Here is a 14534-nt window from a genome sequence, read left to right on the forward strand (position 1 = left end):
GTGTCGGTCGCGGTGGCGGTCGCCTTCCGCACCGCCGTATCACATCCCCCAGCGCAGCGCCGGGGTCTTCACCGGCGCGTCCCACAGCCGCAGCAGCTCCTCGTCGACCTGGCACAGCGTCACCGAGGCGCCCGCCATGTCCAGGGAGGTGACGTAGTTGCCCACCAGCGTGCGGGCCACGGCCACGCCGCGCTCGGCGAGCACCCGCTGCACCTCGGCGTTGAAGCCGAACAGTTCCAGCAGCGGGGTCGCGCCCATCCCGTTGACCAGCACCAGCACGGGGTTGCGCGGAGGCATGTCCTCCAGGATCGCATTCACCGCGAAGTCGGCGATCTCCCCGGAGGTCATCATCGGCCGCCGCTCCCGGCCCGGCTCGCCGTGGATGCCGACGCCCAACTCCAGCTCGCCGTCCGGCAGATCGAAGGTCGGGCTGCCCTTCGCCGGGGTCGTACAGGCGCTCAGGGCCACGCCGAAGCTGCGGGAGTTGTCGTTGACCTGGCGGCCGATCGACTCCACGCGCTCCAGCGGCTGCCCCTCGGCCGCGGCGGCGCCCGCGATCTTCTCCACGAACAGGGTCGCGCCGGTGCCGCGCCGGCCCGCCGTGTAGAGGCTGTCGGTGACCGCGACGTCGTCGTTCACGAGCACCTTGGCGACCTGGATGCCCTCGTCCTCGGCCAGTTCGGCCGCCATGTCGAAGTTGAGCACGTCACCGGTGTAGTTCTTCACGATGAACAGCACCCCGGCGCCGCTGTCCACGGCGGCCGCGGCGCGGGCCATCTGGTCCGGCACCGGGGAGGTGAAGACCTCGCCCGGGCAGGCGGCGGACAGCATGCCCGGACCCACGAACCCGCCGTGCAGCGGCTCGTGCCCCGACCCGCCGCCCGACACGAGCGCGACCTGCCCGGCGACCGGGGCGTCCCGGCGGACGATCACCCGGTTCTCCACGTCCACGGTCAGATCGGGATACGCGGCCGCCATCCCGCGCAGCGCGTCCGCCACGACGGTCTCCGGAACGTTGATCAGCATCCTCATCGGTGTCTCCTCGTGCGGCTTGCGGGAGCGGGGTGGAGTACGGAGCTACTGGCAGTATCGACCTTGGACCCGGCGAGGTCACGCGCAGAAGCGATGATCACGGAGCGCGATGTGTGTCGCCCGGGCGGTGATGGCCGGGATGGCGGGAGGAATCACCCTGGCCGCCGTCGCGCGCCGGCGGTCCGGTGGCGTACGCCCGCTCGACGGGACGGGACGGCACCAGGACCGGAGGGTCCGGCGGCCGACAGCCAACTCACCAGGCTTTCCGGCCAGTTGCTTCCCGGACGGCCGGACGCTGAGCAGGAGCCGCCGGGCCACAGCCCATTCCGCGTCCCCGCCGGGAACGGCCCGTTGTCGCCCGGGGGAGCCAGGCCCTGGACGCGGCCCGCCACAGCGGGCAACTCCGGGTGCGCGCACCGGCCTTCAAGCCCTCATCGCCGCCATCGCGGGCCGGTGCCGGCGGGGGCTGAGCTCGCGGGGCCGGGAGTTGGCGGCCGGGGCGGAGTCGGAGCACACCCGTTCGGCGGCGTCGCCCGGGGGTGCGACACGCCCGGGGAAAGTCGTTGCATCGAGCGGACGCGCGGAGCACAGTGAAGCCCCGGTCAAGACGCGGCTGGCTGATCCTTCCCCACTCAGGAAGCCCGATCTCATGGAAAACGGTCAGCCGTCCCGTGCTCACGCCCACCCCCGTGGCCCGGCCCCGCTGCTTCTGCAGACCGTGCACGAGCGGCGTCCCGAGGTCGGCGTGATCAGCGTTCTGAAGGCCCGGGGCACGGTCGACGCCTCCAACGCCATGGAGTTCTCCGAGGTGCTGGCCGAGCACATCGCCCACGCCGACAAGGCCGGAGAACACCCCCTGCTGGATCTGACCGAGATGTACCTCGCCTGCGCCGCCGCCGTGCGCTCCCTGGACCGGGCGACCGGCGTCCTCGCCTTCTCCGGCCGCGCCCTGCCCGTCGTACAGCCCCGCCCGCACGCGCGGGACGCGCTGCGCACCGCCGGGCTGCCGGGCGTCCGGGTGCACGCCACGATGGCATCTGCTCTGAACGCCCTGGAGGCCCGAAGGGACGCCGTGGACGCGGACCTGGACGCGGGTACGGAGCCGGGGGCCGCACCGGACGTTGTGACGACGCGACGACGGGCGGGACCATGACACCCGTTTCCGGCAGCTCGGACGCGTCGGCCCCGCTGGTCATCGAGTCGTCCGTGGTCGAGGGACTGCCCGCCGAGGGCGCGCTGCTGCTGCGCATGTCCGGCAGCCTCGACGCCGAGGGCGCCCGCTCCTGGTCGGCGCAGCTGCGCGGCCACCTGGAACAGGCGGACCTGGCGGGGCTGCGGCCCGTCCTCGACCTGGCCCATGTGCAGCTCGGCGGCGCCGCCGTGCTGCGCGCGCTCAGCGAGACGACCCGCGCCCGCACCGGCCGCCCGGACCTGATCGTCGTGCGGGCCCGGCCAGGGGTGCGCGAAGCCGTGCACCTCGCCCGCCTGGACGGCGTACGGCTCTACGCCACCCTCGACGAGGCGCTGCGCGAACTGGCCCGTGCCGCCACCCGCCGGGCGGACCTGCCCGCCTGGCGGTCGCAGATGGCGGACCCGCTGCGGCCCAGCTACGAGGATCTGCGCAAGGAGGTCCGCGCGCTGCGCGCCCGGGTGCGCACCGCCCCGGTCATCGGCCTGGCGCAGGGCGTGCTCATGGTCCGCTACGGCCTGCCGGACGCCGGCACCGCCTTCCGGGCGCTGCGCGAGGGCTCGCAGCGGTTCAACGTGCCGCTCCGCGTCCTCGTCTCCGCCGTGGTGGTGGCCCGGCCGCCGGACGGCGCGGTGTGGTTCCCGGGCCGCCGGCCCCTGCCCGTGCCACCGCTGCGGATCCTGGCCCGCGAGGGCCGGGACCCGCGCAGCCGGCGGCAGATGATCGACGCCGTGCTGCACGAGGCGCTCGCCCTCGGGCGGGCCTCGGCCGGTTACGTGCAGTGCGTCGACCCGGCCGTGAACGCGCTGGTGCCGGAGTCCGACCACGGCTGTGCGGATACGTTTCTGGACCATCTGGTGCGCGGCTGGGACGAGGGCACGGCGGACGCGGTCGCGTACCGGCGCCGACGCCCGGTGAGCGTGCCCGACGTGGCCGCCGACACGCTCCTGTCCGAGGAGTCCCGGCGCGTCCTGCTGGCCACGGGCACCCGTGCCGTGCAGAGCGTCCCCGTACTGTCCGGGTCCGGGTCCTGCGCCGGCGTACTGACCCTGCACTGGCCCGACGCCGGACACCGCCCCACCACCGACCGGTCCGAGGCCCTCGCCCTGCTGGCCTCCGACACGGCGGCCTGGCTGAGCTGGTACCACCGCTCGGTCCTCCTCGACGCCCTGGAACACCTGCATCGCGTCCTGACCGCATCGGCCGAAGCATGACCTGAGCCCAGGCGGCCGACGGCCCAAGATACGACGGCGCTATGGCGGTGTCAGTGTCGGTGGTCGGCCCTGGCTCGCCTCGATCATCGCAACGGCGTCTGCGGTAGGTCGGTCGCGGTCGCGCTTCATCCCCGGGTTCTGCCGGGCGAGCGCGGGCAGCAGGACACGTCGGGCTGTCAGTCGCATGAGGCGGCTGACGATCCGCATGGGCAGGCCGCCGACGACCACGCCGCGGTCGGCGTCGAGCGCGTCGACGCCGATCTTCGCCACCTCGCGGGACGGCGTGTACAGGAAGGCCGGGAATTCGTCGCTGTCCAGACCGGCGAAGTGGAGGAACTCGGCGCGCACGGGCCCGGGACACAGCACGGCGACCGTGACACCCGTACCGGCGAGCCCCGCGCACAGGCCCTCACTGTAGATCTGGACGAACGCCTTCGTCCCGGCGTATCCGGCCTGGCCCGGAGTCGGACAGAAGCCGCTGACGGAGCCGACGTTGAGGATCGCGCCGCGTCCGCGCGGCACCATCTGCTGCACCGCCCGGGTGGTCAGGTCGATGACCGCCTCGACGTTCACCCGCACCTGCGCGACCTCGGCCTCGACCGGCGAATGGACCACTGTGTCGAGTGCCGATGCTGGCGTTGTTGACCAGGACGTCCACCGGCAGCCCGCGCTCGGCGACGGTGTCGAACAGTCCCGCCCGCTGCCCGGCGTCGGCCACGTCACAGCCGATGACTTCGACCCGGACCGTGCCGGAGAGTTCGTCGGCCAGATCGCGCAGCCGGTCCTCACGCCGGGCCACCAGCGTGACCCCGTGGCCGCGCCGGGCCGGCTCGCGCGCGATGTCGGCGCCGATGCCCGAGGAGGCGGCGGTGACGACAGCGGTGGTGGAGGGGGTGGGCTTCGGCAGAGCCATGCGTCCGCCCTTCGCGGTCGACCTTGCCGGGCAAGGTGTGGGCGGTGGCTATGCGGTGTCGAGGGTGCCGACACCGGCGCGCAGGAAGGCCATCGCCGTGTCGATGTCGGCTTCCTGTGTGCGATGGCAGACCTCGCCGATGACCGCCGCGGCTGCCGCTGCCGCCATGCGGGGACCGAAGTCGTCCGGCGCGGCCCCCCGTTCCTCGGCGAAGATGCGGGCGCCCTCCTGGATGACCTCCGTGAGGCGGGCGTTGGCGATGGCCCTGAGCTGCGGGTTGAGGTCGAGCATGCGGTCGTGGAGATCGTCCAGGTCGCTGCGCTGGGCCCCCTCGCCGCGTAGCCAGTGCTCCAGTGCGTCCAGGGTTGTCTGCCCGTCCGGCCGTTCGCGCAGGACGGTGCCCAGCCGGTCGGCGAACGCGTCGAAGTGGGAGGTCGCCAGTTCCAGCTTCGAGGGGAAGTACAGCGTGACGGTACGCGGCGACACCTCGGCGGACGCCGCGATGTCGGCGATCGTCGTCGCCTCGAAGCCGTGATCGGCGAACAGCTCGTACGCAGCCCGGAGGATCGCCTCCCTGCGGCGCGCCTTGGACCGTTCCCGTAGAGAGAGGAAAGACGGGCATGGCCTCACGCCTGTACGCATGGGCGCGATGGATGGCACGCCGTCGCGGCCGGGTCATCGCGGTCTGGCTGCTGCTGCTCGCTGTCGTCGGCGGCCTCGGGATCACCCTGCACGGCAAGGTGACCACCGAGTTCTCGGTGCCTGGGATCGAGTCGCAGAAGGCGCAGGACCTGCTGAAGGAGAAGGTCCCCGAGGCCGCCGGCGGCGTGGCCCGGGTGGTCTTCGCGGCGCCCGAGGGACACAAGCTGACCGAGCCGAAGACGACGGCGGCCGTTGAGGCGAGCCTGAAGAAGGCCGCAGGGGTCTCCGGCGTCGTGAACGTCTCCGACCCGCTCAAGACCAAGACGGTCTCGCCCGACCTGCGCATCGGATACGCGGACGTACGCTTCCGCCGGCAGGCCAGCGATGTGCCGCAGTCGGCCAAGGACGCCCTGTCCGGCGCGATGGCCCAGGCCCGCGACGCTGGACTGCAGATCGAGTTCGGCGGTTCGGCGATGGACGCCAAGACGGAGGTCGGCGGCCCGGCCGAGGTGGTCGGCGTTGTGATCGCCTTGGCCGTCCTGGCCCTGGCCCTCGGCTCCCTCACAGCCGCCGGGCTGCCGCTGCTGACCGCCCTCGTGGGCGTGGCGATCGGTGTCCTGGGCGTCGAGTTCATGACCCGATACGTCGAGATGACCAGCACCGCCACCGTGCTCGCCCTGATGATCGGGCTGGCCGTGGGCATCGACTACGCGCTGTTCATCATCTCCCGCCACCGCGAGCCGCTCGCCGACCCCGAACAGGACGCGGAGGACTCGATCGCGCGTGCCGTGGCCACGTCCGGCGGCGCGGTCGTCTTCGCCGGTGCGACGGTGATCATCGCGCTGGCAGCGCTCGCGGTCACCGGCATCCCGTTCCTGACGGTGATGGGCCTGGCCGCGGCGGTCACCGTACTGCTGGCGGTCCTGGTCGCCGTCAGCCTCGTACCCGCCGTCCTCGCCCTGTTCGGCGACCGGCTACGACCGCGCAGTCGCGCTACGGCCGAACGCGCCCCCGGCGCCTGGGGCCTGACCTGGGCCCGCGTGGTCACTCGCAAGCCGCTGCTCGTCCTGCTGGCGGGAGTGATCGGTCTGCTCGCGCTCGCCGTACCCGCTCGCGAGTTGCGCCTCGGCCTGCCCAGCAACGCTTCGCAGCCTGTCGACAGCACCCAGCACAAGAGCTACGACCTGCTGACAAAGGGCTTCGGGGCCGGCTTCAACGCCACCCTGACGGCCGTGGTCGACCTGCGTGACATGCCGGCGGCCGATCGCGGCTCGGCAGTGACGCATCTGAGGGGGAGCCTGGCCGGTGACCGCGGCGTGGCCGTCGTCACCCAGCCGGTCGCCAACGCCGACTCGACCCTCGCCGTCATCGCCGTCGTCCCGAAGACCGGGCCGGACGCCCAGGCCACGACCGACCTCGTGCACCGGCTGCGGGAGAACGCCCCCGCCGTCGACAAGGCGGGCGGCACCCTCTACATCGCGGGTACGACCGCGGCCGCGATCGACGTTGCGGGCAAACTCGCCGACGCACTACCGCTGTTCATCGCCATCATCGTGGTCCTGGCCCTGATTCTGCTGACCATCGCCTTCCGGTCCCTGCTGGTCCCGGTCAAGGCCGCGTTCGGCTTCCTGCTGTCCGTCGCCGCGTCCCTGGGAGCCACGGTCTGGGTCTTCCAGGACGGACACCTCAACGGTGTCCTCGACATCCCGTCGGCGGGCCCGGTCACCAGCTTCCTGCTGGTCCTTCTCATCGGCGTCCTCTTCGGACTCGCCATGGACTACGAGGTCTTCCTCGTCAGCCGCATGCGCGAGCACTATGAGCACACCAACGACGCCACCGAGGCCATCACCCACGGCGTCGCCCGCAGCGGCCGGGTCGTCAGCGCCGCGGCGCTGATCATGGCGGCGGTCTTCGGCGGCTTCGTCTTCAACCATGACCCGATCATCAAGTCCATCGGTTTCGCCCTGGCGTTCGGTGTCCTCGTCGATGCCTTCGTGGTCCGCATGACCCTCGTCCCGGCGGTCATGGCCCTGCTCGGCCGCCGCGCCTGGGGCCTGCCCCGTTGGCTCGACCGGATCACGCCGGATGTCGACATCGAGGGTGCGCGGCTTCCCGCGCGCGCGGAGGCCGAGGCGGACCGGAAGCAGGACGAGGTCGCCGTGCGCTGAACCCTCGGCATCTCGTCCATGATCTGTCGGTCCGGTGGCCGAAGCGGCGTGTCGTGGGGTCTGTCCCCACTGCGCTGCTCCGCCCCCCTGTTCGGCCACCCTTGCAGAAGGAGGGCACTGGTTCCCGAACTGGAATGTGCTTCCGCCTTCGAGGAGCCCGTTCTGACCCTTGTGAGCCGGTGTCCGACCGCTACGGCGCCCACGCCCGCAGTGCCGCGTCCACCACGCTGTCGACCGTGTCCGGGCCGAGCGGGGAGCCCACGAGGAAGCGCTGGTAGACCAGGGGGCCGACGGTGGTCATGGCGAATGTCTCGGCCGTGACGTCGACGCGGAGCCGGCCACGCTCGACGGCAGCGGCGACGGCGGGGCGCAGGGCGTCGACGATCTGGGTCAGTAGTGTCTGCCGCAGGTGTTGCATCCCGCCGTCGTGCTGGGCCCCGCCCAGGACCGCGGCGAGGACTGCTCCGGCCTGGGCGTCGTCGAGCCGCTCGCCGAGCTGGCGCAGATAGTGGACCAGCTCGGCGCGTGGTTCGGCAATGGACGCGGCCCGCACGTCCTCGGGGGCCGACGACAGGGGCGGCATCCCGGCCTGCAGCGCGGCCAGGCGGAGGCCGAGCAGGTCGGGCCAGTGGCGGTAGACCGTGGCCCGACCGACCCCGGCACGCGTGGCCACTGCCTGATGGCTCACGGCCTCCAGCCCCCCCTGCGTGAGCAGCTCGGTGGCCGCGGCCACCATGGCCTCACGGCTGCGCACCTGGCGCGGGTCGGCTCGCTCCTCCGGCATGCGGCACCTTCTTGTGAGACAACTTGACTCACATGTTAACCGCAAGGTGCCGTGGCAGGGCCGTGCCGAGCGTCTCCTGGCCGCCGACCGTACGGGCCCGCCCGACCAGGGCGTACGACCTGGTCGTCTGACGCATGACGAGGGTGCGCAGCGCCAGCTGGAGTCCGCGGTCGACGTCGCCTCCGACCGTCAGCCAGAAGTCGGCGGCGTGATCGGCGTACGCCTCCGGGTGCCGCAGTACCAGATCCTCGTACTGTTCGGCCGCCTGGTCCCGCCATGCCTGCGCTTCCTGGTGCCGGTCGGCGGCCCGCAGGGCGCGCGCGAGATGGGCGGCGTACTCGGGGTCGTCGCTCGTTTCCGCCAGGGAGCGCAGCCGGGCCACAGCGGCCCGGGGATCTCCGAGGAGGAGTTCGACTTCCGCGAGGTGGCCGGTTGCCGGCGCGTAGCCCGGCACCCGGCGACATGCTGCCTCGAACCACCGCCGGGCCCTGGGCAGATCGCCCGCGCGCATCCACATCACACCGCGCCGGAAGTCCAGTTGGGCGAGCGGGAAAGGAGAGACGCCGTGACAGCGCCGTCGCGCCTCCTCGAAGACGTGCTCCGCCTCTGTGGTCTCACCGCGTTCTGCCCGGAACACCGCAAGGGCCCCCAGCATCGCGAAGTCGGACTGGTGCGGGGCGGCCTTTCTCAGCAGGGAACGGGCTTCGGTGTGACAGCCGACCGCCTGCAGAATCGCCGCCCGTTCCGCGTCCAGGGCGGCCGGTGCGGCGCCGAGCCGGGCCGCCGCGTCGAGGTCGGCCATGGCGTCGGCGCAACGGTGCAGGGTTGCTCGCGCCCGGGCGCGAGCCAGCAGGGCGGCGGTGTGCTCGGGAGCGCGGCGTACCCATCCGTCGGCGAGTCGGGCCGCCTGCTCGTAGTCGGCGATGCGACCGAGGAAGTGCCCGCGCAGCGTGAGCAGGTCGACCAGGCCCGCCTGTGGTGCGACGGTGAACGGTCCGGCCTCGTCCGCCTGCTGGGCTCGTGCCGTCAGGCCGTCGATCCGGGCCGACAGGTTCACCAGGGCGATGGTGCCGTTCGTCGTGGTCGGCTCGTGGTCGCCTCGGACGGGTGCGGGGGTCATGCCGCTTCCCCCTCCGGCTCGGGCGCCGCCAGCAGCGCGGTCATCACGGTCATGAGGTCCGGCGGGTTCGGGTTGGGGGCCACCAGGTAGGGGAAGCGGTGGGTGGCCGGCCGGGTCCCGTGATCGACGCCGTCGCTGATGCGGGCTCCGTCGACACCGTGCACCAGCAGCGTGTACAGGGTGTCCACGATGTCGTCGTTGGGAGCCCTGCCGCCACAGGTCGTGTGTTCGCGGCCGGCGAGGAGAGCGGTCTCGATCTCGAAGCAGCTGTTCTCCGAGAACGGCTTGGAGACATCCACGACGAGGAAGTCCGCGAGAAGCAGCCCGGTCAGCGGGTGACCGCCCTGTCCGTTCAGCGGTCAGACGGTCTCGCCGTCGAGGCGGTCGAAGAAGGCCGGGTTCGCGTCGAACCGTGCCCGGTACGCGCCGGCGTAGTCCGGTCGTACGGCGAAGGCGTCCTCATCGTTGTACAGGTCCCGGATTTCGAGGTCGCTGTTGACGGGGTCGAACTTCCTGCTCGCCAGGACGACGTTCTTGATCTCGGGTCGGCCCATGCGCTCCAGCCGGACAGGACGTCCGCCCGAGGACACGGTCTCGCCGACGACGGCGAGCAGCGGGCCGCTGTCCGGGTCGAACACCGTCTCGGGGTCGACTTCGACGACGATGCTCAGGACGTTCATGCCTTCGAGGGTGTTGGCCGCGCCGGGCCGGAAGGCCAGCTTCTCCGTGGCGTCGGCAGCCAGTACGCCCGCGAGGTCGATGAAGAACGGGTCGAGCCGCGGCCCGGCGAAAATCCGCAGGCCATTGGTGTCGATGGGTGTCTCGTCGCCGACCTGGAAGACGACCTGTCCGCCGTCCGGCGTCGTGCAGAGGCCTGTCTGCACCGGCCTGTCGTCGCCGAGGACTCGGTCGGGCGCAGCGAAGGTGAAGTCGAGTGCGTACTCGGCATCGCCGACGACGAACGCGGCCCCCTCGGACGCCGGCGAGACCGGGCGGACCCGGAAGCGGTAGGTGAGGGCGTCGGAGAACAGCGCCGTGGGCGTGGCGGCCGGGAAGACGTTGAGGACGAGGACCAGACGGCCGGGCCGGTCCGGGCTCGGGAAGACGAAGACGTCGGCGATGTCGGACGCGGGATCGAAGAGGATGCGCGGTCCGGAGAAGTGATCCGCCATCGGGACTCCTTCAGGAGGGATGGATGTGCCGGAGATCCGTCAACTGTGAGACAGGCTGACTCATAGAAGGTTGTGAGTCAACTTGTCTCATAGTGGCGTTCGTCATGCCGCCGATTGCGAGCGGTGCGTTGACAGGCCGCGTAGGTGAACTGATGATGTCCTCAGTTATGGGGGATTGCTCAGAGGCGTCGACCGGCAGGTGGGCGCCCCGAACCCGAGGAGAAGTGCCATGAGCGAGAAGGACCTGCACGCGAAGTTCCAGAAGCTGCCCGAGGCCGTCCGCGAGAAGGTCGACTCGGCGCTGGCGGACGCCAAGATCGCGCTCAAGCTGAAGGTCGCCGAGATCCTGGCCGACAAGCAGGAGGTGGCCGAGCACGCCGTCACGACAGCCGGCCGGATCGGCGCCAAGAGCGGTGAGGTCTCCGAGCTGACGACGATCCTGCCGCTGAAGCCGGGCGGTGCCGAACGGCTGCGGAAGTTCTTCAAGCTGGTCGGGGGAAATCTGGCCGGCGCCGGTCAGGTCGGAACGCTGCACAACATGCGGTTCGTGTTCCTGGACAACGACACCAAGCTGCTGTTCGCGACCGCCTTCGACGGCGAGTGGGACCCCTACATCGACGACTTCGCCACCAAGATCCCCGACTTCATGGACTACCTGTTCAGCAACGTCGAGGGCTGGCCCGGCATCACCTCGCCGGACGTGAAGGACTTCATCGTGAAGTACCAGATCCCGGCGGAGGCGTGGTTCGTCGCCCACCCGGGCCTCACCGTCGCAGAGGGCGCCCGCCTCAAGCGGCAGGAGTCCGCCGTGCAGCGCTTCCTGTCCGACCTCAACTGAGGACAGGCGCACCATGTCCGTCTTCCGACGCCTGCGCCGCCCGCCCACGCTGGAGCTCGACGACATCCAGGCGACCCTGCTGCGGGCCCGGCCGGAGCCCTACTTCGGCACCCACGCCATCCTGGAGATCACCGAGCCCGCCGCGGGCAGAGAGCTGCTGCGCCGGCTGGCGCCCCGGGTGACCTCGGCCGCCCGCTGGGACGAACCGCGGCCGTCCTGGCTGGCTCTCGCCCTCAGCTATCAGGGACTCGTAGCCCTTGGTGTGCCGCACGAGTCGCTGGCCTCCTTCCCGGCCAACTTCCGTGCCGGGATGGCCGCCCGCGCCGAGCGGCTGCGTGACACCGGCCCGAACGCGCCGGAGCGCTGGGAGTTCCCGTTCGGCACGCCGCGCGTGCACGTCGCCGTCACGGTCTACGCCGCGAGCGAGCACGACTGGCGTGCCGAAGTCGCCGCCTACGAGACGGAGTTGGGCGAAGTGCCGGGAGTGCGGCTGCTGTCGCACCAGGACTTCGCGGCCGACGGGTTCAATGTGTTCGGGTACCGCGACGGCTTCAGCCAGCCGGTGGTCGAGGGCAGCGGCGCCGAACCCCTGCCCGGCGACGGCCGCCCGATCAAGGCCGGCGAGTTCGTGCTGGGCTACCCGAGCGAGACCGGCCATCCCCTGCCCGTGCCGACTCCGGACGTCCTCGGCCGCAACGGCACCTACGTGGTCTTCCGCAAGTACCACTCCCATGTCGCCGCCTTCAACACGTGGCTGCACGACAACGCCCGCACCGAGGCCGAACGCGAACTGCTGGCCGCCAAGCTCGTCGGCCGCTGGCGCAGCGGCGCGCCCTTGGCCCTGGCTCCGGAGCGTGACAACCCCGCGATCGGCGACGACCCGAACCGGATCAACGACTTCGACTATGCCGCCGACCCGCGCGGCCTGCGCACGCCCCTCGGATCGCACATCCGCCGGATGAACCCCCGCGACACGAAGCTGACGGTCCTCACCGACGTCAACATCCGCCGCATCATCCGGCGCGGCACCTCCTACGGCACCCCTCTGCCCCCGGACCGCCTCAAGGACGACGGCACGCCGCGCGGCCTGGACTTCATCGCGCTCGGCGCGCGTGCGATCGACAACGTCGAGTTCCTGCAGAGCGAGTGGGTCGGCTCGGGCAACTTCATGGGCCTGGGCAAGGAGAAGGACCCGATGATCTCGCTCCAGGACAAGGGTGCCTACTTCACCGTGCCCGGCACCCCGCCGCGCCGGGTGCAGAACATCCAGTCCTTCAACACCCTTCTCGGCGGCGAGTACTTCTTCATGCCGAGCCTGACCGCAATCCGCTGGCTGAGCAGCATCTGACCCCACCCCGCGCGGAGGCATCCCATGACCTCGTACATCCGCTACCGGCCCGACCTCGAACAGCCCTTTCCGAACGAGCAGGAACTCGTCCGCCAGGTCGTCGAAGCCATGGGCAAGGCCAACCGGCAGGTCGCCGACAAACACCGCCACGGCCTGCGCGATGCCCACGCCAAGAGCCACGGCGTCCTCGCCGGCGAACTACGCGTCCAGCCGAACCTGCCGGCCCACCTCGCCCAGGGGCTGTTCGCCGAACCCGCCGTCTACCCGGTCATCGTCCGCTTCTCCTCGGCTCCGGGCGACCTGCGCTCCGACCAGGTACCCGTCCAGCGCGGCATCGCGATCAAGGTGATCGGCGCACCTGGACCCCGTGCCGTCGACGACGGCTTCACCACCCAGGACTTCCTCCTGGTCAACCACCCCACCCTGCCCTTCGGCAACATCGCCGAGTACGCCAAACTGCAGGACCTGCTGGAGAAGCAGCCCCGCCAGAGCGACCAGCAACTCCAGCTCACCGGACTGGCCGCCCGCGTCGCCGCCAAGGCCCTCACCCGCGCCGGACGCCCGCTTCCACCGGCCGTCGAAACCCTGGCCGCGGCCAACCACCACATCCTCGGCGAGACCTTCCACTCCATGGCGGCGCTGCGCTACGGCGACCACGTCGCCAAGATCTCGGCCGCGCCGCGCTCGGCCGACGTCAAGGCCCTCACCGGCCGGCCCGTCGACCGGAAGGCCGGAGAGTCGGCACTGCGCGACCTCGTCGTGGACTTCTTCGCGCACAACAGCGCGGACTACGACATCAGGGCCCAACTGTGCACGGACATCGACCGCATGCCCGTGGAGGACGCCTCCGTCCTGTGGCCCGAGGAGCTGTCAGCGCACGAGGTCGTCGCAGTGCTGCACCTGCCCGCCCAGAACGCCTACAGCGACGCCCGCCGCCGCTACGCCGACGACGTCCTGTCCTTCAGTCCGTGGCACGCCCTGGAGGCCCACCGCCCGCTGGGCTCCATCATGCGCTCGCGCCGGACCGCCTACCCCGCCTCCAGCGACTTCCGCCACCGCCTCAACGATGTGGAGCCCCAGGAGCCGTCCGACATCAAGGAGCTTCCTGCCTGATCCTCCTCGCCTGTCCTCCCGGCGCGAAGTGCGGATGCGGCCGCAGATCGCGCCGGGCGCTCGCATGTCAGAATGGAGGCGCTCGTACGTCGTCCGGTCTTCATCGAGGTTTTCCGTGTCCCAGCCCGTCGGCCGCGTGCCACAGCGACGCAACGCACGGTCCAATCGGGCGCGCATTCTGGCCACCGCACGCCAGGAACTCGGACGGAACCCCGACATCACCCTGGAGGAGCTGGCCCGCGCCTCCGGTGTCGTCAGGCGCACCCTTTTCGGACACTTCCCCGGACGGGCGGCGCTCCTGGAGGCGCTGGCCGAGGAGGCTGCCGAAGCTCTTGAGGCCGCCGTGGCGTTCGGAGCGCCGGCGACGGAGCCGGCCGAGCGGGCGCTCGCGCGGTTCACTCTGTCGATCTGGCCGGTGGGCGACCGCTACCGGATGCTCCTGGCGCTCGCCCACCGTGACCTGGGCGCGGAACGTGTCGACGAGATCCTCACGCCCGCCCGGGTCAGGGCCACCGCCATCGTGGAGTACGGACAGCGCGACGGCGTCTTCCACTCCCATCTGCCGCCCGCCGTGCTCGGCGCCGCCCTGGAGGCGATGACGGTCGCCCTCCTGGAGGAGGTCAACACCGGCACGTTCGAGGACGACGGCACCCGGGTGGCTGTCGCCACGCTCATCGCGGCAGGTGTCCCGGAGAAACAGGCGCGCGTCGTGGTCGACGAGGTGGTGGCCACGGCAACGGCGGAGGATGCCGCGGACGGCTGAGCCGCCGTGCGGCTGGCCAGGCAGAGGTCCGATCAGACCCCGGTGCAGATGCACCGGGGTCTCGTCACAGGTGCCCCTGCTCCTTCAGTGAACCGCTCCCATTCCGGCGGACGGCACAGGGAGTCGACGACCAGTCGCGGCCGACCTGCTGACAGCCAAGGAAACCGCGGTTTGTACGGGTGCGGACAGCAAAAAGGGACGGTGCCGGGCGTCCCCTCCCGGCACCGTCCGGGGCCGT

Annotated in this window: 14 protein-coding genes and 1 pseudogene; 7 read left to right on the forward strand and 8 right to left on the reverse strand. The window is 71.4% G+C overall.

The window, feature by feature from the left end; all coding sequences use genetic code 11:
- Window positions 1-39: 39 nt before the first annotated feature.
- Window positions 40-1032: a dihydroxyacetone kinase subunit DhaK gene (gene dhaK, locus O1G22_RS37345; protein WP_270085349.1), complete on the reverse strand. Its 993-nt coding sequence runs from the start codon at window positions 1030-1032 to the stop codon at window positions 40-42.
- Between the two features lie 649 nt (window positions 1033-1681).
- Between dhaK and O1G22_RS37350 the strand changes: the two genes are divergently transcribed.
- Together O1G22_RS37350 and O1G22_RS37355 are read left to right on the forward strand one after the other, a co-directional pair.
- Entirely contained in the window at window positions 1682-2185 is a 504-nt protein-coding gene (locus O1G22_RS37350) for an anti-sigma factor antagonist (protein WP_270085350.1), read from the forward strand.
- On the forward strand, window positions 2182-3435 hold the full coding sequence (locus O1G22_RS37355) for an ANTAR domain-containing protein (RefSeq protein WP_270085351.1): 1254 nt from the start codon (window positions 2182-2184) through the stop codon (window positions 3433-3435). Before O1G22_RS37350 ends, O1G22_RS37355 begins: the two co-directional genes overlap by 4 nt.
- A 39-nt stretch (window positions 3436-3474) precedes the next feature.
- On the opposite strand, the gene O1G22_RS37360 is transcribed toward O1G22_RS37355, so the two are convergent.
- From O1G22_RS37360 to O1G22_RS37365, 3 genes and pseudogenes are all read right to left on the reverse strand, one after another.
- Complete coding sequence (locus O1G22_RS37360; protein ID WP_270085352.1) at window positions 3475-4050, reverse strand: SDR family NAD(P)-dependent oxidoreductase; 576 nt, start codon at window positions 4048-4050, stop codon at window positions 3475-3477.
- 16 nt (window positions 4051-4066) lie between these two features.
- Window positions 4067-4348: pseudogene (locus O1G22_RS44975) on the reverse strand (SDR family NAD(P)-dependent oxidoreductase); the annotation flags it as partial.
- Window positions 4349-4396: 48 nt separating this feature from the next.
- A complete protein-coding gene (locus O1G22_RS37365) occupies window positions 4397-4990 on the reverse strand; it encodes a TetR/AcrR family transcriptional regulator (protein WP_270085353.1) in 594 nt (197 codons plus the stop codon).
- Here O1G22_RS37365 and O1G22_RS37370 point away from each other — a divergent pair.
- Entirely contained in the window at window positions 4969-7158 is a 2190-nt protein-coding gene (locus tag O1G22_RS37370) for an MMPL family transporter (protein ID WP_270085354.1), read from the forward strand. The genes O1G22_RS37365 and O1G22_RS37370 overlap by 22 nt on opposite strands.
- Before the next feature lie 190 nt (window positions 7159-7348).
- Here O1G22_RS37370 and O1G22_RS37375 read toward each other — a convergent pair whose 3' ends face one another.
- The 4 genes from O1G22_RS37375 to O1G22_RS37390 are packed head-to-tail and all read right to left on the reverse strand — an operon-like array spanning window position 7349 to window position 10234.
- Complete coding sequence (locus O1G22_RS37375) at window positions 7349-7942, reverse strand: TetR/AcrR family transcriptional regulator (RefSeq protein ID WP_270085355.1); 594 nt, start codon at window positions 7940-7942, stop codon at window positions 7349-7351.
- Window positions 7943-7970: 28 nt separating this feature from the next.
- Complete coding sequence (locus tag O1G22_RS37380; protein ID WP_270085356.1) at window positions 7971-9062, reverse strand: tetratricopeptide repeat protein; 1092 nt, start codon at window positions 9060-9062, stop codon at window positions 7971-7973.
- On the reverse strand, window positions 9059-9361 hold the full coding sequence (locus O1G22_RS37385) for a hypothetical protein (RefSeq protein ID WP_270085357.1): 303 nt from the start codon (window positions 9359-9361) through the stop codon (window positions 9059-9061). The genes O1G22_RS37380 and O1G22_RS37385 overlap by 4 nt, the downstream gene beginning before the upstream one ends.
- Window positions 9362-9421: 60 nt before the next feature.
- A complete protein-coding gene (locus tag O1G22_RS37390; protein ID WP_270085358.1) occupies window positions 9422-10234 on the reverse strand; it encodes a DUF4331 family protein in 813 nt (270 codons plus the stop codon).
- A 229-nt stretch (window positions 10235-10463) separates the two neighbouring features.
- On the opposite strand from O1G22_RS37390, the gene O1G22_RS37395 reads away from it, so the two are divergent.
- From O1G22_RS37395 to O1G22_RS37410, 4 genes are all read left to right on the forward strand, one after another.
- Window positions 10464-11072: a hypothetical protein gene (locus O1G22_RS37395; RefSeq protein WP_270085359.1), complete on the forward strand. Its 609-nt coding sequence runs from the start codon at window positions 10464-10466 to the stop codon at window positions 11070-11072.
- 13 nt (window positions 11073-11085) lie between these two features.
- Window positions 11086-12420: a Dyp-type peroxidase gene (locus O1G22_RS37400; protein WP_270085360.1), complete on the forward strand. Its 1335-nt coding sequence runs from the start codon at window positions 11086-11088 to the stop codon at window positions 12418-12420.
- A gap of 24 nt (window positions 12421-12444) precedes the next feature.
- Complete coding sequence (locus tag O1G22_RS37405) at window positions 12445-13533, forward strand: catalase family protein (protein ID WP_270085361.1); 1089 nt, start codon at window positions 12445-12447, stop codon at window positions 13531-13533.
- Between the two features lie 115 nt (window positions 13534-13648).
- A complete protein-coding gene (locus O1G22_RS37410; RefSeq protein ID WP_270085362.1) occupies window positions 13649-14296 on the forward strand; it encodes a TetR family transcriptional regulator in 648 nt (215 codons plus the stop codon).
- Window positions 14297-14534: the final 238 nt, after the last annotated feature.

Source organism: Streptomyces camelliae (genome assembly GCF_027625935.1).
Lineage (GTDB): Bacteria > Actinomycetota > Actinomycetes > Streptomycetales > Streptomycetaceae > Streptomyces > Streptomyces camelliae.

Bases quoted from the DNA above. Each gene is read 5' to 3' on its own strand.
- dhaK (WP_270085349.1), bottom strand. From the start codon at position 1,032: ATGAGGATGCTGATCAACGTTCCGGAGACCGTCGTGGCGGACGCGCTG.
- O1G22_RS37350 (WP_270085350.1), top strand. From the start codon at position 1,682: ATGGAAAACGGTCAGCCGTCCCGTGCTCACGCCCACCCCCGTGGCCCG.
- O1G22_RS37355 (WP_270085351.1), top strand. From the start codon at position 2,182: ATGACACCCGTTTCCGGCAGCTCGGACGCGTCGGCCCCGCTGGTCATC.
- O1G22_RS37370 (WP_270085354.1), top strand. From the start codon at position 4,969: ATGGCCTCACGCCTGTACGCATGGGCGCGATGGATGGCACGCCGTCGC.
- O1G22_RS37365 (WP_270085353.1), bottom strand. From the start codon at position 4,990: ATGCGTACAGGCGTGAGGCCATGCCCGTCTTTCCTCTCTCTACGGGAA.
- O1G22_RS37375 (WP_270085355.1), bottom strand. From the start codon at position 7,942: ATGCCGGAGGAGCGAGCCGACCCGCGCCAGGTGCGCAGCCGTGAGGCC.
- O1G22_RS37380 (WP_270085356.1), bottom strand. From the start codon at position 9,062: ATGACCCCCGCACCCGTCCGAGGCGACCACGAGCCGACCACGACGAAC.
- O1G22_RS37390 (WP_270085358.1), bottom strand. From the start codon at position 10,234: ATGGCGGATCACTTCTCCGGACCGCGCATCCTCTTCGATCCCGCGTCC.
- O1G22_RS37395 (WP_270085359.1), top strand. From the start codon at position 10,464: ATGAGCGAGAAGGACCTGCACGCGAAGTTCCAGAAGCTGCCCGAGGCC.
- O1G22_RS37400 (WP_270085360.1), top strand. From the start codon at position 11,086: ATGTCCGTCTTCCGACGCCTGCGCCGCCCGCCCACGCTGGAGCTCGAC.
- O1G22_RS37405 (WP_270085361.1), top strand. From the start codon at position 12,445: ATGACCTCGTACATCCGCTACCGGCCCGACCTCGAACAGCCCTTTCCG.